Source organism: Streptomyces sp. NPDC020747 (assembly GCF_044334695.1).
Classification (GTDB): Bacteria; Actinomycetota; Actinomycetes; order Streptomycetales; family Streptomycetaceae; genus Streptomyces.
Map to the genome: position 1 here is coordinate 120,064 of NZ_JBIRTJ010000014.1, position 23,373 is coordinate 143,436.

The following is a 23,373-nucleotide window of genomic DNA, read 5'->3' on the forward strand; positions in this document are numbered from 1 at the left end:
GTTGCCGGGACCACCCGAAACGAATCGAAACTTTCGCCGGCCCCCGTCCTCACCGCGTTTCGCGGGTGAACGGGCTCCGTTCGGCTCGATCGCGGCCCTTGAGTCGAGCAGGCCCCTGGGCCGGTAGTACCGGCTCTCAGTCCATCGTCGCGCCGATCGTGGTGCTGCCCGTGGTCAGGAACGTGGTCACGGGCAGCGCGCCGTTCGACTGGCGGGCGTTGTACGTGGTCGTCGCGCTGGTGGACCGGAAGGCGGGCGTCGAGACGCCCGAGTCCCAGTTGTTGCCGGACGAGACGACCGACGAGCCCTTGTTCACCGAGCCGCCGCTGTTGCTGACCGCCAGGTTCTTGCCGAGCCTGGCGGCGCCGGTGGCGAAGTAGTAGCCCCACTTGGCGTTGGCGTAGGCGGTGGTGCGGTTGATGACGATGGCGCCCTTGTTGCTGTTCTCGGTGAAGCCGTTGCCCGCGTTGTCCCAGGCCGCCGAGTTGTTGACGACATGGGCGACGACCTCGCCGTCGCCGCCCAGCTTGTAGCCGTTGCCGTCGCCCGCGAACGCCGAGTCCGACCAGCGGTTCCTGCCGTTGCCCATGGCCCAGGTGTGCTCGACGGTGACCGGGGACGAGAACGACCAGAAGTCCAGTCCGTCGTCCGAGTTGTTGTAGAGGCGGGCTCCGGTGACCAGGTTGCCGCTGCCGGAGCCGAACTTGATGGCGATGCCGTCCGCGTTCTCGCCGTGGTTCGCGGCGTCGTAGTGGCCGTAACTGTCGATGTTCCGGACGGTGTTGTTGGTGGTGCTGTCCCCGGTGAGCGTGAAACCGGAGTCGCCGCCGTTGATCGTCTTGATGTTGTCCCAGACGGTCGAGGCGCAGGACTGGCAGACGACCGCGCTGTCCGGGGAGTTCTGGAAGGTGATCCCCGAGACGGTCCAGTAGTCGGCGGTGAGCTTGAAGATCCAGTCGCCGTCGGGGAGGTTCGAGCCGTCGATCTTCACGGTCTCGGAGCCGTAGGGCTGGAGGTAGATACGGCTGGAGGACGTGCCGTTGGCGGTCGACTGGAGAGTGGCCGTCGGGTAGTAGGTGCCGGCGCTCACCTGGATGGTGGTGCCCGCGGTGGCGTTCTTGATGGCGTTGGACAGGTCGGTGGAGTTGCTGACGACCACGGTTGCGGCCTGCGCCTGGGTGGGGATCACGGCGAGCCCGGCACCGAGGGCGAGAACTGCGCCCAAGGACAGAGCGGTTCGACGGGACATGGGTGTGGGGACCTTTCGTCGAGTGGTGTGGGGAGATTGCAGGTCACAGGGCGGGGTTCAGCCATGCGGGAACCTCGTCCTGCTGGGGCCGGGGGCTGCTCAGGACTGGCACTCATGCCGGGGGCCACTCAGGACTGGCACTCGTAAGGCCTCCAGTCCCCGAGATACGCCTCCCGGGTGTGTGATCGCGCCTCCGCGTCCGTGAGCTGCGGCCGGTTCTCCGGCACCGAAATCACCGCGCCGGGCCCGGAGTTGGCGTACTCCCGGAAGCGCATGCTCTGCCACGGATACGCCTCGCGCATGTTGGTGTAGGGCTCCACCGCGTCGATTCCGGGCCCGAGCCAGGTGTCCCGCACGACGAGGGAGGGCCAGGCGGTCGTCTCGTACGAGGGCACCCACGGCCGGGCGATCTTGTACGCGGTGTCCTCGGCACCCGAGGTGATCCGGCACCGCACGGCCAGGAACCCGTACGGATTCGCGCGGGCCGTGGCAGGGGCGAACACCATGCCCTCGGGCCTGAACGTGACGTCCCGGTCGAGGGTGTGGAAGTGGCACCGTTCGAAGACGGCCCGCGCCCGCCCGAACACGAAGTCCACGTCACCCTCGACGTAACAGTCCCGGTAGTACTGCCGGTCGAAGGCGTCGAGCGCGGTGGTGTCGGCGAACAGCGTGTCCTGGTGGCCGAGGAACCGCACCCGCTCGAAGAGCGACCGGTCGCCGGTGACGTACGCCGCCACGGCCTGTGTGCCCGTGATGTCGGGGTGGTCGGCGCGCAGCCAGTCGTTGGCGAGCGTGAGGTCCCGGACGGTCAGGCCGGGCGCCGCCGAGGTGAGGGTGGCGGAGCCCGCGGTGCCGTAGGTACCGCCGCCGGGCCTGGGGGTGCCGTTGGCGTTGTCGAAGACGATCACGGCGGCGCGCGGATCGCGGGACGCACCGCGAAGCGTCAACTCCCCCTTCTCCGCAGGGATGTTGACGACCTCGCGATACGTGCCCGGGTGCACGACGATCGTCCAGCCCTCCCCCTCCACGGCGTCCACCGCGTCCTGGACGGAGCCGCCGGGGCGGACGTGCAGGACACGGCGGCGGGCCTCCGCGAAGGCGGGGGTCGTGCCGACGGCGACCAGGCCACCGGCGATCCCGGTCAGCAGTGTGCGCCGGCGCACGTCAGCATCCCTTCCAGGGGGTCCAGTCGCCGAGGTACACGGCTCGGGTCGCGAACGCGGCCTCCGCGTCGGTGAGTTGGGGCCGGTTCTCCGGTACGGAAATCACGGCGCCCGGTCCCGTGTTGCGGTACTCGGCGAACCGCTGGTCCTGCCAGGGGAAGCCCGACGACATGTTGGTATAGGGCGCGACCGGGTCGATCCCGGCTCCGAGACGGGTCCCGCGCACGGTGAGCATGGGCCGGGCGGTGGTGTCCGAGCTGGGCACCCACGGGCGGGCCAGCTTGTAGTAGGCGTCCGGCGCCTCACTGGTGATCCGGCCGCCGGTCACCAGGTAGCCGCGCGGGTTGGCGCCCGCGGTGGAGGGCGCGAACACGAACCCGTACGGGGCCCCGGTCAGGTCGTTCCTGGTCAGCGTCCGGAAGTGACAGTTCTCGTACACGGCCGTGGCCCGCCCGAACACGAAGTCCACGTCACCCTCGGCGTAACAGTCCCGGTAGTACTGCCGGGCGAAGGTGCCGAGCGCCATCGAGTCGGCGTACAGAGTGTCCTGGTGGCCGAGGAACCGGCAGCGCAGGAACGCCGACCGGTCGCCCTGCACCTTGACGGCGACGGCCTGGGTGCCGCTGATCCCGGGGTGGTCGGCGCGCAGCCAGTCGTTGGCGAAGGTGACGTCCCGCGCGGTGAACCCGTCGGCCTGCACGAGGGTGGTCGCCGACCCGGTCGTGCCGTACGTGCCGCCGCCGGGCTTCGGAGTACCGGCCGCGTTGTCGTACACGACCACGACGTCCCGCGCCTCGCCGGAGGCTCCGATCCAGGTCATCCCCGTACGGGCGACGCTCACCGAGACCGTCTCCCGGTACGTGCCCGGGGCGATGACCAGCGTGTAACCACTGCCGCTCGCGGCGTTCACCGCGGCCTGGACGGTGGTGTGGTCGCCGAGGCCGCCGGGGTGGACGTACAGGGTGCGCTCGTCCAGCCGCGCCGACGGCGAGCCGTACCGCCCGAAGGGGGACCGCCCGCGCGCGTGGGCCTGGGCCTGGGAGGAGAGCCCCAGTGCGAGGGCGGCCCCCACACTCGCCGCCACGAACGACCGTCTACTGACCGGTGCCGGAAGGGTCATGATCAGCAGACCTTTCCGGCACCTGCACCGGCGCGTCCGCCGACGATGCCCGGCACGGCCCGCGGCGAGTCGACCTTCGTCCGCAGGGTCGGGGTCCACCCGGCCCCCGACTGGAGGGTCTCCCCCGGGATCTCCGCGTTGTGGACGGCGATGAGGTCGGTCGGCTTCCCGTTGACGTAGTTGTTCTCGGCGGTGAGCGGGGCCTCGTTCCACTTCTTCAGGGTCTTGGCGGCGCTGACACCGGCGGGCAGCGAGAACGCGTTGTCCGAGGCGTACAGCTGCGAGGAGGCACCGATGCCGAAGGTGTAGCCGTACGACTGCCCCTTCGCCACCACGAAGTGGTTGTTGTACGCGTCCACCTGCCCGAATCGCACGCGCGGCGCACGCTCCACGATGCCCTCGAAGCGGTTGTGGTGAAGCGTGACCTTGAGCTTGCCGGTGTCGGTCGATCCGGCGCTGTCGCTGTTGCCGATCAGCATGGTCTTGTCGTGGTCCTCGACCGAATTCCAGGACACCGTCACGTGGTTGGCGCCGCGTACGACATCGAGGAGACCGTCGTGCTGCTGGTAGGTCTGGCCGTAGTACATGGGCAGGGTGCTGTCCGGGTAGCGGCCGTCGGTCAGGGTGTTGTGGTCGACCCACACATGGGTGGAGCCGTAGACGACGACCGCGTCGTACTCCGAGTTCCACGCGCCGGTGTCGGTGTCGGTCGGGTCCCACTGCGGGAAGCAGTCCAGCGGGGCCTCGATGGTGAGGTTGCGCAGGATGACGTTGTCGACGCCCTTGATCTGCAGGCTGCCGCCTCTGATCCCGGCGTTCTTCCCGACCCCGACGATGGTGGTGTTGGCGGGCACGTTCGCCTTGATCGCCTTGTCCTGGTTGGCGGCGGAGGCGGCCCGCAGGCCCTCCGGGCTGTCGGCGGGCTCCCCGGACAGATCCTTGTCCAGCCCCCAGTTCTCCGGCGAGTACTTCTCCAGATACGCGTCGAAGTCGTACCCCGGCGCCGCGAAGGAGGCACACCCCTCGGCCACCGGGTCGATGACCCCCTTGACCTTGATGATCTTCGGTGCGTCCCCACCGGCCTTCAACGCGGCCTTGAACTCGGCCCAGTCGGCGACGGTGTAGACGTGCTCGGCGGTGGCGGCGGCACCGCCCGTGGTGCCGGTCCCCTCGGACCCCCAGCCGTCACCGACGGCGAGGGTCTCCCGCCCGAGCTCACGGCCCTGAGCGGCCTGGGCGGCCGAGCCGGCCTGGGCATGGGCGACGGTCCCGGTGACACCGAGGACGAGAGCGGTGCATCCAGCAAGGCATGTCATGACATGGGCATGCCATATACGACTACGCATGAGTGCGGGGTTCCTTCCAAACAGAGGGAGGGCCAACTTCTTTTAGGGGCGCGGGGCTGTATCGATTTGCGGCTCCGCCGCGTGGGCGCACCCAGCCACGACGAACCGTCAGCTGTAATCGAACCTTCAGCTGCAGCACTACGACTCAGGCCAACTGATCCAAGACTCTGGAATCACCTCACCGAGCCGCCGAACATCCCGCCGCACCAGAACCCGCCGGCGCAGCAACTCCGCACCCACCATCCGAGCCACAGCAATGGCCCCCGGCGGATTGAAATGCGTGTTGTCCTGCTCGGTGGCGGTCCAGTTGAAGTACTTCTTGGTCTCCTCGACACCGAGCCGCTGCCAGAGGGCAATCGACAGCGCCTGAATGTCGAGCAAGGCCACTCCCTCCTCCTCGGAGAGGGCCCGCACGGCCGCGGGATATTCACCATGGGTGCCCACGGCACCCCCACCGGCGTCGAACTTCCGCCGCTCCACGGACGTGGCCAGCACGGGCCGGGCCCCCCGCGCCCGTGCCCCGTCGACGTACTGACGGAGACAGTCCTGGTACGTCGTCCACGGCTCGGTGTACCGCGTGGGATCTGCGACCTTGGAGTCGTTGTGCCCGAACTGGACGAGAAGGAGATCACCGGGCCGGATCGCGGCGAGGATGACGTCGAGACGCCCTTCGTCGATGAAACTCTTCGAACTGCGCCCGTTCACCGCATGGTTGGCGACGGCCAACCGCTCCCGCAGGAAGAACGGAAGCGCCATGCCCCAGCCGGTCTCGGGCGCGGCATCGGCGTATTTCTGGGCGGCGGTGGAATCACCGGCGATATAGAGCGTGCGCTCTCGGGGCCGCCCCTGCGGGGAGGCGGCGGCAGCGGGCCCCGTCGCCGCGACGGCGAGGGGAACGGCGGCAAGCGCCGCGGTGGTGACCTGTCTGCGGGTGAGTGACACGACGATGTGCCTTTCGGACATGGGAAAGCTGCGGTTGGTGCAGGAGGTGGCGCCCGAATCGCGCCCCTTCGGGGGCGCGGGGAACCGCGCGACCAGCACAACGGCCCCGCAGCTCCCCACGATCGACCCCTGCGAAGGAACGGCGAAGGGCTACCCCTTCTGCTCGTTCCACTCCGTCTGAGCCTCGTTGAGCTGATCGGCCAGGGTGTCCAGGAAGTCCTTGGCGCTCATCGACCCGTTCATGACCTTCTGGAACGCCGGCTCGTTGTCCGTCTTGGAAATGGTGTTCCAGTCGGGCAGGTAGTACGGCAGCTGAACGATGGTCGTGGAACCGTCGGACAGCGCCTCGGCGGCGAGCTTCGTGGGCTCGGCCTTCGAGACCCACGCGTCCTTCGCGGCGTCGTTGTTCGACGGCACCTGTCCCGCGGACTCGTTGAACATGGAGTTCTCCGCCTTCGAGGTCGCGAAGTCGATGAACTTCCAGGCGGCGTCCTTGTTCTTGGAGCTCTTGAACAGGCCAAGACCGTCCACGGGGTTGGAGACCTGGACCCGCTTGCCACCGGGTCCGACCGGCTGCGGAATACCGCGGAACTTGTCGACGCCGAGCGCCTTCACATGGTCCTGGTAGGAGCCCAGGTTGTGGTTCAGCATTCCGATCGTGCCGGAGTCCCACTGGGCGACCATCTTGGTGAAGTCGTTGTTGAGGTCGGCGGCCGGGGTGACCTTCTTGAAGAGGCCCACGTACTTCTCCAGGGCCGCCACGTTCTTCGGGTCGTTGACCGTGGTCTTCTCGTTGCCGGTGTCCCAGAAGGACGTGATGCCGGACTGCCCGTACATCGCGTCGAGCGCCTGGGCGATGGAGCCGGCGCCGCCACGGATGGTGTAGCCGAACTCGTTCTTGCCCTTGGCGGTGAGCTTGTCGGCGGCCTCGTAGAACTTGTCCCAGGTGCTCGGCTCGTCCAGGCCCGCCTGCTCGAACAGGTCGGTGCGGTAGTAGAGGACGCCGTTGTTGGCGGAGGTCGGGATCGAGTACAGCGTGTCGTCCCGGCCGCCGGCGGCCTTCAGCGACTTGACCATGTCCTCGTTGAGCTTGCCGTTGAGGGCGGACTTGCCCAGGCGGTCGTCCAGCGGCTCCAGCGCGTTCTGGGCGGCGAACCCGGCGAGCATCGCCGCGCCGACACCTCCGACGTCCGGCAGTCCGCCGCCCTGGAGGGCGGTGTCGACCTTGGACTGGTACTCGGTGGCGGCGATCCCGACGTACTTGACCTTGATGTCCGGGTTCGCCTTCTCGAAGTCGGCGATGATCTTCTTCCAGACGTCGGTGCGGATACCGCCGTTGTTGTCCCAGAAGACGATCTCGCCCTTGCCGCTGCCGTCGGCGCCCTTGTCACCGGCCGACCCGCTGCCGTCGTCGCCGCAGGCCGTGGCGGTCAGCGCGAGTACGGCGCTCACGGCGACGGCGGCCGAGCGGCGCGTTCCTCTACTGCTCCTGCGCATACTGGTCTTCATGATCGGCTCTCTTCTTCTGGATCCAACGAGGGTTGTGTCGCTGTGACGTTGTGAAGCTGTGGGGGTCAATGAGGGGCGTGCGGCGCCCGGTTGTCGGCGCCGAGCCACTTCTGCGGACCGGAGAACGTGGACACGAGCGCGGGGACGGCCGCCGCCGGGTCGAGCCGGTAGTCGTAGAAGTCCCGCGGGTCGAAGGCCGTGCCCCACGCCTCGTGGCGCCCGCCGGTGTTCTTCAGGATCGTCCCGCGCTGCACCAACTCGGCGGTGGCGTCCGCCTGGTAGGGGTGCTGGACGTCCTGGTAGTAGCTGTTCTCGATCACCATTTTTGTCCTGCCGCGCGACCAGTTGCCGTACGTCCATACGGGGTCGCCGGGGTCCGCCTGGGCGGTCATGTAGTTGTTGTAGAGGTGTGCGTAGGCGCAGTTGTCGGCGGACGGGTTGCGCTGCTTCGTGCCGCGGAACCAGTTGTGGTCGATGGTGATCTGCGTCTTCACGTTCGGCGTCCAGCCGATGCCGAAGGTCTTGTTGTTGTTCTCGAAACGGTTGTAGGAGACGGTGACGTACTCGCTGTCCTTGCGGATGTCGAGCTGCCCGTCGCAGATCCGCGAGAAGCGGTTGTGGTCGACCCAGACGTGGTGGACCGTGTCCATCTGGATACCGTCGAAGTCGGTGTCCTTGCAGTCCCAGTTGCCCTCGACGTACGAGTCACGGACCGTCAGGTTTCGGATGATCACGTTGTGGGTGCCGGGTGTGAGGTGCAGCTCGCCCTGGACGAGTTCCCCGGCCGTGCCGACGCCGATGATGGTCTTGTCCGAGGCCACGACGACGTTCGCGCCGAACGGCTCGGCCTTGATCGTCCCGGCGACCCGGATGACGTACGGCTCCTCGGCGGCCGCGTAGCGCTCCAGGTCGGCCTGGGTGGTCACGGTGACGACCTCTCCGCCGGCGCCTCCCGTCGTACCGCCCTCCAGGGACGCGAAACCGTGGGCCTCGGCGGTCCGGCCGACGCTCTCGGACACCGCCTCGGCCGGGGCGACGACCCCGAGCCCCAGTGCGGCCACCAGGGCGGTGACCGTGATCAGGACCCGGCCGGGGCCAAGCCCTGGCCCCGGTACGGGCAAGCGCTTGCTGCTACGGAAGTGCGTCATTGCGGCTCCCAACAGGCTTACAACGGCGATGACTTGAAGCGGTCAGGCAGGTGGCGCGGTGATGCGGAACCGCGTGAACGTGGCCGCCCCGGCGTGTCCCCCGCCGTTCGGCGCGAGCGCTACGAGGCCGAGCAGGGCGCCGACCCAGCGCCAGGGAGTGGCGGCGAAGACCTGACCGGACGGCTCCCAGCCGTCGCCGAGGTCGTACGAGAAGCGGCAGCGCGCCCCGGCGCCGGCCTCGATCCGCAGCCGTACCCGCCCCTCGGGGGCGAGCCGCGGATGCGCGGCGTCCCGCTCCCGCTCGGCGACCGACTCGGCGAACCGGTGCACGAGGTGGACCGTCCCGTCGACCCCCCGTTCGAGCCCGATCCAGCTGAACGCGTCGCCCAGGACGGCGAGTCCGGCCCGTGCGCCCGGCTCCTCGGCGTCGAGCCGCAGCTCGACCTCGACGGTGCACGGGGTCCCGGGCAGCCGCTGGGTGAGCACGTTCGGTAACTTGCGCAGATCCTGCGCGTCGACCGTCCGTACGCAGGCCAGCCGCAGCCCGTCGCCCGAGTGCTGGGTCGCCCAGCCGTCCTGCGGGTTGGCGGTCCACTGCCACTGCCGTCCGAACCGGCCGCCGGGGAAGTCGTCGTCGGTGGCGGGCGCCGACAGCGGCTGCCGCGGCAGATCGGGCTTGCGGTGTACGGCGACGGGGGCGCCCTCGTCCCCGAGGACCGGCCAGCCGTCCGCGCCCCAGCGCATCGGCTGGAGGTGGACGACCCTCCCGTACGCGCCCTTCTCCTGGAAGTGCGCGAACCAGTGCTCGCCGGACGGGGTGCTCACCCAGCCGCCCTGGTGGGGGCCGTTGACGTCGGTGTCGCCCTGCTCCAGGACGACCCTCTCCTCGTACGGTCCGAAGAACTCGCGTGAGCGCAACGCGCCCTGCCAGCCGGTCGCGACGCCGCCGGCCGGGGCGAAGATCCAGAACCAGCCGTCGTGCCGGTACAGCTTCGGCCCTTCGAGCGTGAACCAGCCGGGTATGCGGTCGCCGTCTACGATCACCTTGCCGTCGTCGAGCAGCCCGGTGGCGTCGGGCCGCATCCGATGGCCGGTGAGCCGGTTCTTGACGCCGGAGCGGGACTTGGCCCAGGCGTGCACGAGATACGCCTCGCCGGTCTCCTCGTCCCACAGCGGGCAGGCGTCGATGAGCCCCTTGCCGGCCTTGACGAGGTGGGGACGGGTCCAAGGGCCGCGTATCTCGGGGGCGTTGACCTGGTGGATGCCGTGGTCGGGGTCGCCCCAGAAGATCCAGAAGCGGTCGTCGTGGTGGCGCAACGACGGCGCCCAGACACCGCGGTCGTGGCGTGGCTTCCTGAACTCCCTTGCTGGTTCCAGGAGTTGGAGGGCGTGGCCGACGAGCGTCCAGTTGACGAGGTCGCGGGAGTGCAGCAGCGGCAGGCCCGGGACGCGGCCGAAGCTGGAGGCCGTCAGGTAGTAGTCGTCGCCGACCCGGATGAGGTCCGGGTCCGACCAGTCGGCGTTCAGTACCGGGTTGCGGTACGTGCCGTCGCCCTGGTCGGCGGTGAAGGCGGGTGCGCTCTGGCCGCTCATGGGCTCACCGCCTTGCGGACGAGGGCCGCCGCCTCGCCCCGGTCGAGGCGGCCGTCGGCGACGACGGTGACGACCCGGCGTACGACGGTCTCCCCGGCCGGGATCGGCAGCCGTTCCTGGTGGGCGAGGGAGGAGCCGACGCCCGGGTACTCGGTGGTGCGCACGAACCACGGGTCTCGGCGGGTCCGCTCGGTGGCCCCGGCGAACACCAGCGTCCAGTCGGTGCCCGCGAGCGCCAGCCAGTCGGCCCGTGTGCCGTGCACGGTCTCCTCGCCCTCGGTGCCGGCCGTGAACACCGCTGGCGTCTCGGCCTCCTTGCGGGCCCGCCAGAAGAAGCCGCCGTAGGCCGCGCCGGGACGGCCGTTGGTCGCCGGGCTGCCGATCGACAGGGGTTCTGCGGTCGTGTTGGTGAGGGAGAACGTGAAGTCCAACGCCCAGGCGGTGTCGGTGAGTTCGGTCGCCGCGGCCGTACGCCGCTCGCGCAGCAGCTCACCGCCCGCCGCGACCCAGCGCAGCTCCTCCACGAAGCCGTCGGGGTCGCTCAGCTGGAACGTGGAGTGCCGCTGGGCTCCGTGGTTGTCCAGCTCGGTCGGCCCCCGGTCGCGTACGTAGGTGCGACCGCCCCAGAAGTTGAACCCCTCGACGTCGGGAACGGCGACACCGACGCCGAGGTGGTGGATGTGGTCGGCGGGGCCGAGTTCCGTGACAGCCGTGCCGGCCAGGGTGGTGACGGGGTGGAAGTACGGACGCGGCGACAGCTTCGGCGGCAGCTCGGGCCGGGTGATGTAACGGCCGACCGGGCGGCCCGCGACGCGCAGGACCAGCGACTCGTTGTGCATCAGGTACTCACCTCTTTCGGGAGCGCCCAGGAGGCGCCCAGCTCGGAGTAGAGGGCGAGGGTGTCGGCGGCGGCCGTGACGAGTCCGTCGACTCCGTGCACGATCCGGCGGTTCTCGTCGACCTTCAGGTACCAGGCGTCGGCGGGCAGCGCGACGGGGTCCGGCGCCTGTCGAATCGCTTCAACGACCTTCATGAAGGCGCCCGTCGAGTCCGGCGCGACCAGCAGTCCCGCCCGGCCTTCGAGATGCTCGACGAGGTTCTCCAGCAGGTCGGTCCTGCCGTACGTGATCTCCTGCGGGCCATGCCCCGACCGCTGGACGAGGACGCGGTCCTGCTTGTACCAGAAGGTGATCCGGCCGCTGGTGCCGTGCACGAGGACGTACGGCTCGTCGGGGTGCTCGGCGCACAGGGTCGCTGCGACGGTGATCCGGTGGCCGGCCGCGGTGGTGACGCGGACGCAGGAGGTGTCGTCGGACTCGATGTCGTTGGCGCGCAGCAGCTCGGTCTCGATGCCGGTGACGTCCTCGGCGCGGGTGGCGCCGTCGAGCGCGAGGGCGGTGGCGACGGCGTGCGCGAGGGGGTTGGTCAGCACCCCGTCGAGGACGTCGGCCCCGTTCATCCGGCGCCGCCCTGCCCAGGGCACGCGGCGGTAGTACTCCTCGGCGCGCGCCCAGGCCCCGGCCCCGCCGATGCCGTCCACCCGGCCGATCGTGCCCTGCGCGATCAGCTCCCGGATCGCGGGCACGGCCTGCGAGCCCAGCGACTGGAAGCCGATCTGGCAGACCACCCCGGCCGCGGCCACCCCGTCGGCCATCCGGCGGAACTCGGCGTACGACGGAGCCGGCGGCTTCTCCAGCAGCAGGTGTACGCCCCTGGCGGCGGCCGTCAGCGCGAGGTCGGTGTGAGTGGGGATCGGCGTGCAGATCACGGCGATCACGGCGCCCGTGGAGTCCAGCAGGGCCCCGAAGTCGGCGGACTGCTCCGGGAGTTCGCCCGGCGCGGTGAAACCGTCCAGCTCCGCCTCGGTGAGCGGGGTCAGCTCGCAGATCCCGGCGAGGCGCACCAGGCCCTTGTCCTGGAGGCGGCGGATGTTCGCGAGATGCCAGTGCCCGTGACCGCGGGCGCCCGCGAGGACGACGGGGAGAGGGGACTCGTAGGAGGGCAGGGACCCTGAGGAAGAGTTCATGGGCCCTATCGAAGCGGTTCCGGGTCCGGTGGCGGCGCTCATCGGGCCGGTGGCGGAGTTCATGGGACCGGTGGCGGCGCTCATCGGGTCCTCCCCGCTCCCGCGCCGAGAGCCGCGTCTCGGTCCGCCTTGGCGGCGCTGTCGACCGGGCCGATCGTCCCCGCGGCCTTCAGAAGGGTGCGTACTGCTCTCATCCCTTCACCGCCCCGGCGCTGAAGCCCGTGATCAGCCACTTCTGGATGAAGGCGAAGACGATCACGACGGGCACGGCCGCGATGATGCCGCCTGCGGCGAGCGCTCCGAGGTCGACGCTGTCGGCGCTCATCAGGCTGTTGAGGCCGACGGGGATCGTCTGCTTGTCCTGGTTGCTGAGGAACATCAGGGCGAACAGGAAGTGGTTCCAGGAGTGCACGAAGGCGAAGGAGCCCACCGCGATCAACCCGGGCCGCAGCAGCGGCAGGACGACGACCCTGAAGCCCGTGAAGCGGTTGCAGCCGTCGACCCAGGCGGCCTCTTCCAGCGAGTACGGCACGTTCCGGATGAAGCCGCTGATCAGGATCATCGACAGCGGCAGCTGGAAGACGGTCTCGGCGATGATGACGCTGCCCAGCGAGTTGATCATCTGGAGCTCGGCGAAGATCTGGAACAGCGGCACCAGGAGCAGCGCGCCCGGCACGAACTGGGAGCAGAGCAGCGCCAGCATGAAGGCGCGCTTGATCTTGAAGTCGAAGCGGGCGAGGGCGTAGCCGCCGGCCAGTGCGACGAGCGTGGTCATGAAGAGCGTGGCGACGCCGACGTAGACGCTGTTCTCGAAGTACGTGCCGAAGCTGCGGTCGTTCCACACCTTCTCGAAGTGCTCGAAGGTCATGGGCCAGGGCACGAGCGAGGTCGAGCCGGGCTTGCGCAGGGCGAAGAGCAGGATCCAGTAGAAGGGGATGAGTGTGAAGAGCAGGTAGATGCCGAGCGGGACGTAGATCTGCCAGCGCGGGGCCTCGTCCCAGGCACGCCTGCGCTTCCCCGGGCGCTGCGGCGGCTCGTCGGCCACCGGTGCGGGCACGGCCGGGGCGACGGTGTCGATGTCCTTGGTGATCACTTGTCCCCGCCTCCGAACTTGCTCAGCCGCAGATAGACCATCGAGAAGAAGAGCAGGATCACGAACGCGACGGTGGTCAGGGCCGATGCGTAGCCGAAGTTGTGTGCGTCGACGCTGGTGTTGGCGATGTAGAGCGGGAGTGTCGTCGTCTCCCCCGCGGGTCCGCCGCCGGTGAGTGTGTAGAGCAGGTCGACGTTGTTGAACTCCCAGACCGCGCGCAGCAGCGTGGAGAGGATGATCGCGTCCTTGAGGTGCGGCAGCGTGATGTGCACGAACTGCCGGAAGCGGCTGGCTCCGTCGACCTCGGCGGCCTCGTACAGGTCCTTCGAGACGGACTGGAGGTCGGCGAGGATGAGGATCGCGAAGAAGGGGACTCCTCGCCAGAGGTCGGCGACCACCGCCGCCGGAAAGACGGTTGAGGTGTCGGACAGCCAGCTCGTGCCGTAGTCCCCGATGCCCATGTCGGCGAGGTAACGGGTGATGCCCGTCTGGGAGTTGTAGAGGAGCACCCAGATCGCGGAGGTGAGCACACCGGACACGGCCCAGGGCGAGAAGACCAGGGCGCGGCCCAACGAACGCCCCACGAAGGTCTGGTTGACGATCAGCGCGAGCGCCAGACCGAACAGCAGCTGCAGCCCGACCTCGACGACGACCCACTTGGCGCTGAAGACCAGCGTGTCCCAGAACTGCGGGTCCTCGGTGAAGGCGTGCACGAAGTTGTCGAAGCCCGCGAAGCCGTTCCGCCACGGCTTGGTGGGGTTGTAGTTCTGCAGGCTGTAGTAGAAAACGCTGAGCACCGGGTAGGCGATGAAGCCCAGCATCAGCAGTCCCGCCGGGGCGATCAGCAGATACGGGAGCCTGCGGGGCGTCGCTGAGCCACGGCGCCGCCGGGGTGGCGCGGGCTTCTTCGCCACGGCTGCGGCTTGGGCCATGACTGTTCTCCGTTCTCGGGGGTGTGCGGGTGGTGCTGTGCGTTCGTTCCGTTCGTTCCGTTCGTTTCTTCGCTTTCGTGGAAGCGCTTGCTATCCGGGCAGTACTGACGGCAGTGCGGGTGAAGCGCTTCGCATACGTCGTTCGGGATCTCGGACAGCAGAGAGTGCCGATGGGCCGGCCCCTCAGCCCGCGTACGGGTCCTGCACCTTGCCCGGCCGCGCCAGGAACGCGAAGTCGCAGCCGGTGTCCGCCTGGGTGATCTGTTCGTTGTAGAGCGCGCCGTAGCCTCGCTCGTAGCGCTCGGGCGGCGCGGTCCACTCCGCCCGGCGCCGCGCCAACTCCTCGTCGTCCACGTTGAGTTGAAGCGCGCGCGACTCGACGTCGAGCGTGATGGTGTCGCCGGTGCGAACCAGGGCGAGCGGTCCGCCGATGTACGACTCGGGCGCCACGTGCAGCACACAGGCGCCGTAACTCGTGCCGCTCATCCGGGCGTCGGAGATCCGCAGCATGTCCCGTACGCCCTGCTTCAGCAGGTGGTCGGGGATCGGCAGCATCCCGTACTCGGGCATGCCCGGACCGCCCTTGGGTCCGGAGTTGCGCAGCACCAGCACGGTCTCGGCCGTGATGCCCAACTCCGGGTCGTTGATGGTGCGTTGCATGGTCCGGTAGTCGTCGAAGACGACCGCTGGGCCGGTGTGCTTGAGCAGGTGGGGCTCGGCGGCGATGTGCTTGATGACGGCGCCGTCGGGGCAGAGGTTGCCGCGCAGGACGGCGACGCCTCCCTCGGCGGCGACCGGGTTCTGACGGGTACGGATGACGTCGTCGTTGTGCACCTGCGCGGGGGCGAGCTGCTCGCGCAGGCTGTCGTGCGAGACGGTCGGCCGGTCGAGGTGCAGCAGGTCGGTGATCCGCGACAGGAACCCGGGCAGTCCGCCGGCGAAGTGGAAGTCCTCCATGAGGTACGTCCGGCCGCCGGGCCGTACGTTCGCCAGCACCGGCACCGTACGGGCGATCCGGTCGAAGTCGTCGAGGGTGAGCCGGACTCCGGCGCGGCCGGCCATGGCGATGAGGTGGATCACGGCGTTGGTGGAGCCGCCGAGCCCGAGGACCGTCGTCACCGCGTCCTCGAAGGCGTCGGCCGTGAGGATGTCGGACAACTTCCGGTCCCTGCGGACGAGTTCGACGATCCTGAGGCCCGAGGCGGCGGCCATCCGGTCGTGCCCGGAGTCGACGGCGGGGATGCTGGAGGCGCCCGGGACCGTGACCCCGAGGGCCTCGGCGGCGGCGGTCAGTGTGGACGCCGTACCCATGGTCATGCAGTGACCGGGCGAGCGCGCGAGGCCGCTCTCCAGCTCGGTCATCTCGCAGTCACCGATGAGCCCGGCGCGCTTGTCGTCCCAGTACTTCCACATGTCGGTGCCGGAGCCGAGGATCTCGTTGCGCCAGTGGCCGGGCAGCATGGGTCCGGCGGGCACGAAGATCGCCGGCAGGTCGACGGACGCGGCGCCCATGAGCAGCGCGGGCGTCGACTTGTCGCAGCCGCCCATGAGGACGGCCCCGTCCACCGGGTACGAGCGCAGCAGTTCCTCGGTCTCCATCGCGAGCATGTTGCGGTAGAGCATCGGGGTCGGCTTCTGGAAGGTCTCGCTCAGCGTCGACACCGGGAATTCGAGGGGGAAGCCGCCGGCCTGCCACACGCCGCGCTTGACCGCCTGGGCGCGGTCACGGAGGTGGACGTGGCAGGGGTTGATGTCGGACCAGGTGTTGAGGATCGCGATGACCGGCTTGCCGAGGTGCTCCTCGGGCAGATAGCCGAGCTGGCGGGTGCGGGCGCGGTGGCTGAAGGAGCGCAGGCCCTCGGTGCCGTACCACTGGTGGCTGCGCAACTGCCTCGGGGCGTCCGGGGTTTGACTCGCGTCCGAGGCTCGGCCGCTGTCGGGCATCGCCGAGCCGGACTCGCTCGCGCCGGAGACCGCTGGGTTGGCGTCGGTCATATGGACCACCCCGCGGCGATGGCGGCGACCTCGGCCCGTTCGGACTCGGGAAGCTGCTTGCTCGGCGGGCGGACCTCGCGGCGGCACAGGCCGAGCGAGGCCAGGGCCTCCTTCACGACCGTCACGTTGTTGGCGGAGCCGTTGGCCGCGCGCAGCTCCTCGAAGCGGCGGATCTGCTCCCACACCTTCATGGCGCCCGCGTAGTCGCCGGATCGAAGCGCTTCGATCATGTTCAGCGAGACGGCCGGGGCGACGTTCACGAGCCCGGACGTGAAGCCCGTCGCGCCCGCCGAGAAGTACGAGGGCGCGTACGGTTCCGCGAGTCCGGCCACCCACACGAAGCGCTCAAGACCGGCGTCCCGCGCGAACGCGGCGAAGCGGGCCGCGTCCGGCACGGCGTACTTCACGCCGATGACGTTGGGGCAGGCGTCGGCCAGTTCGGCGAGCCGGGCGCCGGCGAGTGCCGGGTTGCGGATGTACGGGACGACACCCAGCTCGGGGACCGCCTCCGCGATGGCCCGGTGGTAGTCGACCCAGCCGCCCTCCGAGACGTACGGGTGGACGGGCTGATGGACCATCACCATCTGTGCCCCGAACTCGCGGGCGTGGCGGGCGGAGGCGACGGCGGTCGGCACGTCGTGCCCGACACCGACCAGGATCGTCGCCCGGTCCCCCGCCTCCTCGATGGTCAACTCCGTTACCGTGCGCCGCTCTTCGGGGCTCAGGGCGTAGAACTCGCCGGTGTTGCCGTTGGGCGTGAGGATGCGTACGCCGCCCTCGAGCACCCGGCGCAGCAGGACGCGGTGGACCTCCTGGTCGATGGAGCCGTCCTCGGCGAACGGGGTCACGGGGATCGCCACCACGTCGGCGAGAGCGGCCCGCCCGGCGTCGAACGCGGTCGTGGTCGCGGTCATTCCTGCTCACCCTCTCCCTGGGCCTCGGGGAAGGCCCGTTGCACGAACGAGGCGATGTGCGAGTGCAGGGCGCGCGCCGCGCCGTCCGAGTCGCCGTCGAGGGCGAGCCGCAGGATCTCCCGGTGCTCGGCGGCCTCGCGCTCCCAGGACGGGTTGGCGGCCCAGGCGACCGCGGAGACCAGGGCGGCCTGGTCGCGGACCTCGTCGAGCATCCGGCCGAGCAGCGGGTTGCCGCAGCGGACGTAGAGGGAACGGTGGAACTCGCGGTTGGCAAGGGAGCGTTGGGCGGTGTCGGTGGCGGCGTCGGCGCGTTCGAGCGCCTCGCGCGCCGTGTCGAGGGAGGAGCCGCGCCGGACGGAACGCCGCAGCGCCTCCGGTTCCAGGAGCAGCCGCACGTCGTACACCTCGCGCGCCATGTCCGCGTCCACCATGCGCACCGTGACGCCCTTGTACTGGTTCATCACGACGAGTCCGGTGCCGGCCAGGGTCTTGAGCGCCTCGCGCACCGGGGTCTTGGACACCCCGAACTGTGCGGCGAGCTCGGTCTCGACCAGAGCCTGTCCCGGGGTCAACTGCCCGGTGAGGATGCGGTGTTTGATCCCTTCCTGCACGAACTGCGTGCGGGAGGGGATCGGCGTGGGCACAGAGGTCATGCGCGCCTCTCGGGGTAACGGAGCCCCCAGGGATCGAGGGCTCGCGTATCTGATCTCACGTATCGCGTCTCATATATGACGTACGAAGTACGACGCGATGAAAGTAGGAGCGCCCCTGTGTTTCGTCAACGCTTCTGACAAAAGAAGTTCAAGGCTTCCGGCAGAAGGAGTCCGAGTCGACGCCGGGGCTCGCTGCCGCGCCGGCGCCCTTCCGACGCCCTCGGAAGGCCGGCTGGACCCGTTCGCCCCAGCGACGCCGGCGAGTTGGGGCCTCGTGCACGGCGGGAACGAACCCGCCGCGCACGGGGCCCCTGCTCACCACGAGCCACGCCACGTCCATGCACATCCATGTGCCACTGCAACTCGGCGAAGACACCGAATCGTGGGTCCGCCCTGTCAGTCGGCGGGTGCCCACCCCGGGTCCCGACCGCTCAGCCCGATCACCCGGTCGAGCAGGGGCGCCCCCTCCGGCACGGGCACGGCCGGTCCGAAGATGCCGCGGTCCGGGTCGTCCGCGGTGGGGGCGAGCATCTCGTACGCCGCGTTCAGAGCCGCCGCGTCGGGGGCGTACGGCCGGCCGGTCGCCCGGGCCAGGTCCCAGCCGTGCACGACGAGTTCGTCGGCGGCGACGATGCCCGCGACCTCGCCGGGCAGGTCCACGCCGCCCGCCCGGGTCTCACCCGTCCACGCGGCCGGATCGCGCCAGACCTCGGCCAACTCGCCCAGCACCTTGGGGAGTTCGGCACGCCAGCCGGGCTCCAGGTCCGGCAGCCGGGAGGTGGGGGCGGTGTCCGTCGTGGCCCCGAGGTCCTTGCGCCCGGCGTCCCGGAAGGCCACGGACAGCCCGAGCAGATGCCCGAGCAGGTGACGTACGGCGTACTCCGGACACGGCGTCGCGGCGTCCAGCTGTTCCTCGCCCACCTCCTCCGCGAGGCGTGCCACGATCAGGGTCTGCGGCCCCAGGTCAAGGGTGGTGGGGGTGCTGCCGCCGTCGCCCATGCCGGGCTCCTCTCGTCAGGGGGTCTTCAGGGGGTAGACCGTCGGCCGTACGGAAACTCATCGCTCCCGGTCCCAAGATCGTGCTCAGGAGTCTGGTCAGGCGTTCGAGCCGTCGGGATGCTCGGTGCAACCGGGATACCCGGTGCCGGGGACCGCGAAGGGGAGCCACGCCATGAAGGCGATCGTTCAGGATGCCTACGGATCAGCGGACCTCCTGGAACTGCGCGACATCGACCGCCCCGTGCCCGGCGACGACGAGGTGCTCGTCGAGGTGCGCGCGGCCGGCGTCGGCCCCGAGGTGTGGCACCTGATGACCGGCCGGCCCTATGTGGCCCGCGTCGCCCTGGGACTCCGCAGGCCCAGGAACCCGGTGCGGGGCTGGGACGGCGCCGGACGGGTCGAGGCCGTCGGGGCGAAGGTGATCGAGTTCAAGCCGGGCGACGAGGTCTACGGCAACTGCGAGGGCTCGTTCGCCCAGTACGCGCGCGCCAAGGCCGCGAAGATCACCCTCAAACCGGCCAACCTCACCTTCGAACAGGCCGTCGCGCTCCCCGTCTCCGGCATGACCGCTCTCCAGGCGCTGAGCGGCAAGGGCCGTCCGCAGCCGGGCCAGCAGGTCCTCGTCATCGGCGCCTCCGGCGGCGTCGGCAGCTATGCCGTCCAGCTCGCCGCGATGTACGGCGCCGAGGTCACCGGGGTCTGCGGCCCCACGGGCGCGGACTTCGTACGTTCCCAGGGCGCCTCGCACGTCATCGACTACACCCGCGAGGACATCACGGACGGCCCCCGCCGCTACGACGTCATCGTCGACAACGCGGGCCTTCGCCCTCTGCCCGTCCTCCGCCGCGCCCTCACCCCGCGCGGCACCCTCGTCATCGTCGGCGGCGAGGGCGGAACGGGCTTCTTCGGCGGTATGAGCCGCGGCCTGCGGGCGGTCATGCTCTCGCCGTTCGTCGGCCAGAACCTCAGCAACCTCATCTCCGTCGCGCGCCGCGAGGACCTGCTGACCCTCAAGGAGCTCGCCGAGCAGGACAGGATCACCCCGCCCATCGACCGCACCTACCCCCTCGCCGAGGCGGCCGACGCCATCCGCCACCTGGAGAAGGGCCACCCCCGGGGCAAGATCGTCCTCACCATCTGAACGTCCTCGCCGTCTGAACCGGGCGGGAGCCCACCGAGGCTTCTCCCCGGGCGGGAGCCCACCGGGGCCGGCTTCTCCTCATCCCGACGCCCCCGACGCCGCTTCCCCGGCACCCCGAGTAAGGCACCTGCCCGATGCCTGCCCCAGGGCCTTAGCCCCACGATGACCAGGCATGACGACATCGACACAGACATGGGCGGTGACCCGTGTCCTGCGAGACCGCAACGCGGGTCTGTACCTCGGGGGAGTCGTGGTCTCCGGGTTCGGCTCGTCGGCGATGTGGCTGGTGTCCGGGATCTGGGTGAAGGACCTGACCGGCTCGGACGGCCTGGCCGCCCTCTGCGTCTTCGCCCTCTGGGCGCCCACGCTGATCGGCCCGGTCCTCGGTACCCTCGCCGATCGCACCCGCCGCCGGCCCCTGCTGGTGTGGACGAACCTGGGACTGGCCGCGCTCCTGCTGCCCCTGTTCGCCGTCGACTCCCCCGGCACCCTGTGGATCCTGTTCGCCGTGCTCCTCGTCTACGGAGCGGCCGGTGTCGTCCACGACGCGGCGGAGTCGGCCCTGGTGGCCACGGCCGTCGACAAGCAGCTCCTCGGCGACTTCAACGGGCTGCGCATGACGGCCGACGAGGGCATGAAACTCCTCGCCCCACTCGCCGGAGCGGACCTCTACGCGGCGTACGGGGGCGCCCGCGTCGCACTCCTGGACGCGCTCACCTTCGCCCTGGCCGCCGGCCTCTACACACTCCTCCGCGTACACGAGCCGAAGCCGCTCACGGCCCCAGCCACGTCCGGCTGGCGCACCCAAACCGCCGAAGGCGCCCGCTACTTGTGGGGCCACTCGACCCTGCGCCCGCTCGTCCTCGCGGGCGGCACGACCATGCTCTTCTCGGGCCTCAACGGCGCGACGATCTACGCCGTGGCGGAGGGCCTCGGCCACTCCCCCGCGTACGTGGGTGTCCTGTACGTCGCCCAGGGCGCCGGCTCGGTGGCGGTCGGCCTGGCCGCGGGCCCGCTCCTGCGCCGCCTGGGCGAACGCCGGTTCGCCGGGTACGGGATCGCGCTCACCGCCGTGGCCGTGACGGCTCGCGCGCTCCCCTACGACGCGGTGGTCCTCGCCTCGGCGGCGGCGGTCGGCGTCGGGCTCCCCTGCGTACTGATCGCGGCACTCACCGCGGTCCAGCGCGAGACGCCGGACGCCCTGCTGGGGCGCACGACGGCGACCGCCAACACCCTGCTGTTCGCCCCGACCGCCGTGGGACTCGCACTGGGCGCGGGTCTGGTCGAACTGGTCGACCACCGCGTGCTGTTGGCGGTGCTCGGGCTCGTACGACTCGTGACGGTCGTGCCCCTGCTGCGGTCTCAGCCGAGCCGCGCGAGCGCCTCCGTCACGAGCGACAGGTCCTCGTCGGACGCCAACCCCGCGTGATACAGCCGCACTTCGGTGGCTCCCAGCTCGACAGCCCGTGTCACGTCCTCGACGAGTGTCGCCGGACGGCCGCCCATCCCGCTCACCACGGTGAAGTTGGCCGCCAGCACGGCCCCGTCAACTCCCTGCCCGGCGAAGGGAATCAGCGGCTCGGGCCCGCCGGCGCACGGGACGACCACTCCGTCGGCGACCGACAGGATGTGCCCTGGGTCCACGCCGGCGTTCGCACCGACGCGGTAGGAGACCGGGTCCGCGTGCAGCAGGATCTGGAACCCCTCGGGCGCTGCCGCACGTACGGCGAGGACGGCCTCCGTCTGGAGGGACCGGGCGACCGAGTCACGCCACGCGCGCGTGGCCGTCGCGAGCTCGGCGCCGAGCAGTTTCTCCACGTCCTCCCAGCCCTCGACGGGAGCCTCGCCCCGCCACACGGGCTCCAGGGCACGCCGGACCGAGGCCGCCAACTCGTTGGAATCGAGCCCCAGTTGCGTATAGCCGTCCCCGCAGGAGGGGCAGAAGCACAGCGACATCAGGTACGTGCCGGCGTCCCCGAGTGCCACGCCCGCCGTCTTGTCGTGGGCGTGCAGATGCGGGAGCCCGTACCAGCCGAGGGACTCCAGCTCCGTGCCCCCCGCGCCGGGGCGGATCGCCGCCTCGACGGCCAGCTCGACCAGGTACGCGCGTGTGTCGGGCTGCGCGACGCAGGGCGCCCACGAGTAGCGGTCCCCATAGGCGTTGACCACGGAGGTGTCCGGAAACTCCACGCCCATACGGGAGTTGTGCGCGAGCACCACCCAGGTGTGCACGTCGAGCCCCGCCCCCGCGAGGGCCGACGCGGCCTCCCCGTACGCGTCCCCGGGCGCCCAGTCCCCGGCGGCGTACGGCCGGAGCCTGCGGCCCTGCCAGCGTGCGGCGTCCGTCGGGTAGAGCACGGAGGCGTGCAGCGCGGTGACGATGCGGTGCCGGGGGTGGCGGGGGGTCAGGGCGCGCGTGGAGTGGTAGGCGGAGGCGAGCGTCGCCTGCCGTACGCCGAGCCCGGCGATGCGGGCCGCCGCGTCGGGGTCGCCGTTGACGTCCCACGGATAGACGAAGGTCGATGCCTTCACTTGCCCTCCTCCAGAAGCGCGTAGCCCCGCTCGATCAGCTGGGCGAGCTGCTTGACGTGGTCCTCGGACGGCTCGTGCAGCGGCGGCCGCACCTCGCCCACGTCGAGCCCGCGCAGCCGTACGCCTGCCTTGACCAGCGAGACAGCGTACCCGCGGCCCTGGGCGCGCAGTTCGACGAGAGGCCGGTAGAAGCCGTCGAGGAGCCGGTTCACGGTGGCGTCGTCGCCCGAGCCCAGGGCCCGGTGGAAGGCGAGGGCGATCTCGGGCGCGAAGCAGAAGATGGCGGAGGAGTACAGCGTGATGCCGATGCCGCGGTAGGCGAGGCCGGTGAGCTCGGCGGTCGGCAGGCCGTTGAAGTAGAGGAAGTCGCCCGGGAACTCGGACCGCACGGCGCTCACGATGCGCTGCATCAGGTCGAGGTCGCCGAGCCCGTCCTTGAAGCCGATGATCCCCTCGGCGCGGGCCAGCGAGACGACGGTCTCGGGCGTGAACACGGCGTTGTCGCGCTGGTACACGATGATGTCGAGCGAGGTGGCGGCGGCCAGTTCCGTGTAGTGCCGCAGCAGTCCTTCCTGCCCTGCCACGACGAGGTAGGGCGGCATGGCGAGCAGCCCGTCCGCGCCCGCCTCCTCGGCGAGCCGCGCGTAGCGCACGGCGAGCGCGGTCCCGTACCCGGCGCCCGCGACGACGGGTACGCGGCCCGCCGTCTCCTCGACGGCCGCCCGTACGCACTCCTGGAACTCCTCGGGCGTGAGCGCGTGGAACTCCCCGGTCCCGCAGCAGGCGAAGACGGCGGCGGCCCCGGCCTCGACGCCCCGCCGGACGTGCTCGCGGTAGACGTCGAGGTCGACGGCTCCGTCGCGGTCGTACGCGGTGACCGGGAAGAACAGCGGCCCGCTCGGGATACTGAGTCGAGCGGCAAGGGGGGCTGACGTCACGGGCTCTCCCTAGAGCATGAGCATGCACGCACACGCCGGATCGTGCACGGTTCTGATCCATGTCCATATCTCTGAACACT

At 70.2% G+C, this 23,373-nt stretch carries 20 protein-coding genes; 2 read left to right on the forward strand and 18 right to left on the reverse strand.

The genetic code is table 11. From position 1 onward, the window contains the following. Nucleotides 1–136 precede the first annotated feature (136 nt). From ACH4YP_RS32945 to ACH4YP_RS33020, 16 genes are all read right to left on the reverse strand, one after another. Complete coding sequence (locus ACH4YP_RS32945) at nt 137–1,249, reverse strand: pectate lyase (protein ID WP_398494414.1); 1,113 nt, start codon at nt 1,247–1,249, stop codon at nt 137–139. 128 nt (nt 1,250–1,377) lie between these two features. Continuing rightward, the gene (locus tag ACH4YP_RS32950) at nt 1,378–2,412 is read right to left on the reverse strand and encodes a pectinesterase family protein (RefSeq protein WP_398494416.1); all 1,035 of its coding nucleotides are present in this window, start codon (nt 2,410–2,412) and stop codon (nt 1,378–1,380) included. A 1-nt stretch (nt 2,413) separates the two neighbouring features. Then, nucleotides 2,414–3,532, reverse strand: coding sequence for a pectinesterase family protein (locus ACH4YP_RS32955; RefSeq protein WP_398494418.1), 1,119 nt, complete (start codon nt 3,530–3,532; stop codon nt 2,414–2,416). 2 nt (nt 3,533–3,534) lie between these two features. Next, a complete protein-coding gene (locus tag ACH4YP_RS32960; protein ID WP_398494420.1) occupies nt 3,535–4,878 on the reverse strand; it encodes a polysaccharide lyase family 1 protein in 1,344 nt (447 codons plus the stop codon). A gap of 138 nt (nt 4,879–5,016) precedes the next feature. Then, the gene (locus tag ACH4YP_RS32965) at nt 5,017–5,820 is read right to left on the reverse strand and encodes a rhamnogalacturonan acetylesterase (RefSeq protein ID WP_361056944.1); all 804 of its coding nucleotides are present in this window, start codon (nt 5,818–5,820) and stop codon (nt 5,017–5,019) included. A gap of 150 nt (nt 5,821–5,970) precedes the next feature. Continuing rightward, on the reverse strand, nt 5,971–7,329 hold the full coding sequence (locus ACH4YP_RS32970) for a sugar ABC transporter substrate-binding protein (RefSeq protein WP_361056883.1): 1,359 nt from the start codon (nt 7,327–7,329) through the stop codon (nt 5,971–5,973). Nucleotides 7,330–7,394: 65 nt separating this feature from the next. Then, nucleotides 7,395–8,477 carry a polysaccharide lyase family 1 protein gene (locus tag ACH4YP_RS32975; RefSeq protein ID WP_398494421.1) on the reverse strand — a complete coding sequence of 361 codons (1,083 nt, stop codon included), beginning with the start codon at nt 8,475–8,477 and terminating at the stop codon, nt 7,395–7,397. A 42-nt stretch (nt 8,478–8,519) separates the two neighbouring features. After that, nucleotides 8,520–10,070 carry a family 43 glycosylhydrolase gene (locus ACH4YP_RS32980; RefSeq protein WP_398494423.1) on the reverse strand — a complete coding sequence of 517 codons (1,551 nt, stop codon included), beginning with the start codon at nt 10,068–10,070 and terminating at the stop codon, nt 8,520–8,522. Continuing rightward, complete coding sequence (locus tag ACH4YP_RS32985) at nt 10,067–10,909, reverse strand: PmoA family protein (protein ID WP_398494424.1); 843 nt, start codon at nt 10,907–10,909, stop codon at nt 10,067–10,069. The genes ACH4YP_RS32980 and ACH4YP_RS32985 overlap by 4 nt, the downstream gene beginning before the upstream one ends. Further along, nucleotides 10,909–12,096, reverse strand: coding sequence for a Gfo/Idh/MocA family protein (locus tag ACH4YP_RS32990; protein ID WP_398494426.1), 1,188 nt, complete (start codon nt 12,094–12,096; stop codon nt 10,909–10,911). Before ACH4YP_RS32990 ends, ACH4YP_RS32985 begins: the two co-directional genes overlap by 1 nt. A gap of 190 nt (nt 12,097–12,286) precedes the next feature. After that, nucleotides 12,287–13,189, reverse strand: a complete 903-nt coding sequence (locus tag ACH4YP_RS32995) for a carbohydrate ABC transporter permease (protein ID WP_361056895.1) — start codon at nt 13,187–13,189, stop codon at nt 12,287–12,289. Continuing rightward, nucleotides 13,186–14,121, reverse strand: a complete 936-nt coding sequence (locus ACH4YP_RS33000; RefSeq protein ID WP_055616478.1) for a carbohydrate ABC transporter permease — start codon at nt 14,119–14,121, stop codon at nt 13,186–13,188. Before ACH4YP_RS33000 ends, ACH4YP_RS32995 begins: the two co-directional genes overlap by 4 nt. Nucleotides 14,122–14,304: 183 nt before the next feature. Beyond that, nucleotides 14,305–16,065, reverse strand: a complete 1,761-nt coding sequence (gene araD, locus ACH4YP_RS33005) for an L-arabinonate dehydratase (RefSeq protein ID WP_398494611.1) — start codon at nt 16,063–16,065, stop codon at nt 14,305–14,307. 47 nt (nt 16,066–16,112) lie between these two features. After that, nucleotides 16,113–17,030, reverse strand: a complete 918-nt coding sequence (locus ACH4YP_RS33010) for a dihydrodipicolinate synthase family protein (RefSeq protein ID WP_398494429.1) — start codon at nt 17,028–17,030, stop codon at nt 16,113–16,115. Continuing rightward, nucleotides 17,027–17,683 (reverse strand): GntR family transcriptional regulator, encoded by a 657-nt coding sequence (locus ACH4YP_RS33015; RefSeq protein ID WP_361056903.1) that lies wholly within the window; start codon nt 17,681–17,683, stop codon nt 17,027–17,029. Before ACH4YP_RS33015 ends, ACH4YP_RS33010 begins: the two co-directional genes overlap by 4 nt. A 396-nt stretch (nt 17,684–18,079) precedes the next feature. After that, nucleotides 18,080–18,682 carry a TIGR03086 family metal-binding protein gene (locus tag ACH4YP_RS33020; protein ID WP_398494431.1) on the reverse strand — a complete coding sequence of 201 codons (603 nt, stop codon included), beginning with the start codon at nt 18,680–18,682 and terminating at the stop codon, nt 18,080–18,082. Nucleotides 18,683–18,854: 172 nt separating this feature from the next. Between ACH4YP_RS33020 and ACH4YP_RS33025 the strand changes: the two genes are divergently transcribed. Both ACH4YP_RS33025 and ACH4YP_RS33030 read left to right on the forward strand, forming a co-directional pair. Continuing rightward, nucleotides 18,855–19,823, forward strand: coding sequence for an NAD(P)-dependent alcohol dehydrogenase (locus tag ACH4YP_RS33025; protein ID WP_398494433.1), 969 nt, complete (start codon nt 18,855–18,857; stop codon nt 19,821–19,823). A gap of 172 nt (nt 19,824–19,995) precedes the next feature. Next, a complete protein-coding gene (locus ACH4YP_RS33030; RefSeq protein ID WP_398494435.1) occupies nt 19,996–21,252 on the forward strand; it encodes an MFS transporter in 1,257 nt (418 codons plus the stop codon). Here ACH4YP_RS33030 and ACH4YP_RS33035 read toward each other — a convergent pair. Further along, a complete protein-coding gene (locus ACH4YP_RS33035) occupies nt 21,186–22,355 on the reverse strand; it encodes a hypothetical protein (protein WP_398494437.1) in 1,170 nt (389 codons plus the stop codon). The two genes, ACH4YP_RS33030 and ACH4YP_RS33035, sit on opposite strands and share 67 nt — an antisense overlap. After that, nucleotides 22,352–23,293: a 5-dehydro-4-deoxyglucarate dehydratase gene (locus tag ACH4YP_RS33040; RefSeq protein ID WP_398494438.1), complete on the reverse strand. Its 942-nt coding sequence runs from the start codon at nt 23,291–23,293 to the stop codon at nt 22,352–22,354. Before ACH4YP_RS33040 ends, ACH4YP_RS33035 begins: the two co-directional genes overlap by 4 nt. Nucleotides 23,294–23,373: the final 80 nt, after the last annotated feature.

Bases quoted from the DNA above. Each gene is read 5' to 3' on its own strand.
- ACH4YP_RS32980 (WP_398494423.1), bottom strand. From the start codon at position 10,070: ATGAGCGGCCAGAGCGCACCCGCCTTCACCGCCGACCAGGGCGACGGC.
- ACH4YP_RS33025 (WP_398494433.1), top strand. From the start codon at position 18,855: ATGAAGGCGATCGTTCAGGATGCCTACGGATCAGCGGACCTCCTGGAA.
- ACH4YP_RS33000 (WP_055616478.1), bottom strand. From the start codon at position 14,121: ATGGCCCAAGCCGCAGCCGTGGCGAAGAAGCCCGCGCCACCCCGGCGG.
- ACH4YP_RS32970 (WP_361056883.1), bottom strand. From the start codon at position 7,329: ATGAAGACCAGTATGCGCAGGAGCAGTAGAGGAACGCGCCGCTCGGCC.
- ACH4YP_RS32945 (WP_398494414.1), bottom strand. From the start codon at position 1,249: ATGTCCCGTCGAACCGCTCTGTCCTTGGGCGCAGTTCTCGCCCTCGGT.
- ACH4YP_RS33020 (WP_398494431.1), bottom strand. From the start codon at position 18,682: ATGGGCGACGGCGGCAGCACCCCCACCACCCTTGACCTGGGGCCGCAG.
- ACH4YP_RS33010 (WP_398494429.1), bottom strand. From the start codon at position 17,030: ATGACCGCGACCACGACCGCGTTCGACGCCGGGCGGGCCGCTCTCGCC.
- araD (WP_398494611.1), bottom strand. From the start codon at position 16,065: ATGCCCGACAGCGGCCGAGCCTCGGACGCGAGTCAAACCCCGGACGCC.
- ACH4YP_RS32955 (WP_398494418.1), bottom strand. From the start codon at position 3,532: ATGACCCTTCCGGCACCGGTCAGTAGACGGTCGTTCGTGGCGGCGAGT.
- ACH4YP_RS32990 (WP_398494426.1), bottom strand. From the start codon at position 12,096: ATGAACTCTTCCTCAGGGTCCCTGCCCTCCTACGAGTCCCCTCTCCCC.
- ACH4YP_RS33015 (WP_361056903.1), bottom strand. From the start codon at position 17,683: ATGACCTCTGTGCCCACGCCGATCCCCTCCCGCACGCAGTTCGTGCAG.
- ACH4YP_RS32985 (WP_398494424.1), bottom strand. From the start codon at position 10,909: ATGCACAACGAGTCGCTGGTCCTGCGCGTCGCGGGCCGCCCGGTCGGC.
- ACH4YP_RS32960 (WP_398494420.1), bottom strand. From the start codon at position 4,878: ATGCGTAGTCGTATATGGCATGCCCATGTCATGACATGCCTTGCTGGA.
- ACH4YP_RS32975 (WP_398494421.1), bottom strand. From the start codon at position 8,477: ATGACGCACTTCCGTAGCAGCAAGCGCTTGCCCGTACCGGGGCCAGGG.
- ACH4YP_RS33030 (WP_398494435.1), top strand. From the start codon at position 19,996: ATGACGACATCGACACAGACATGGGCGGTGACCCGTGTCCTGCGAGAC.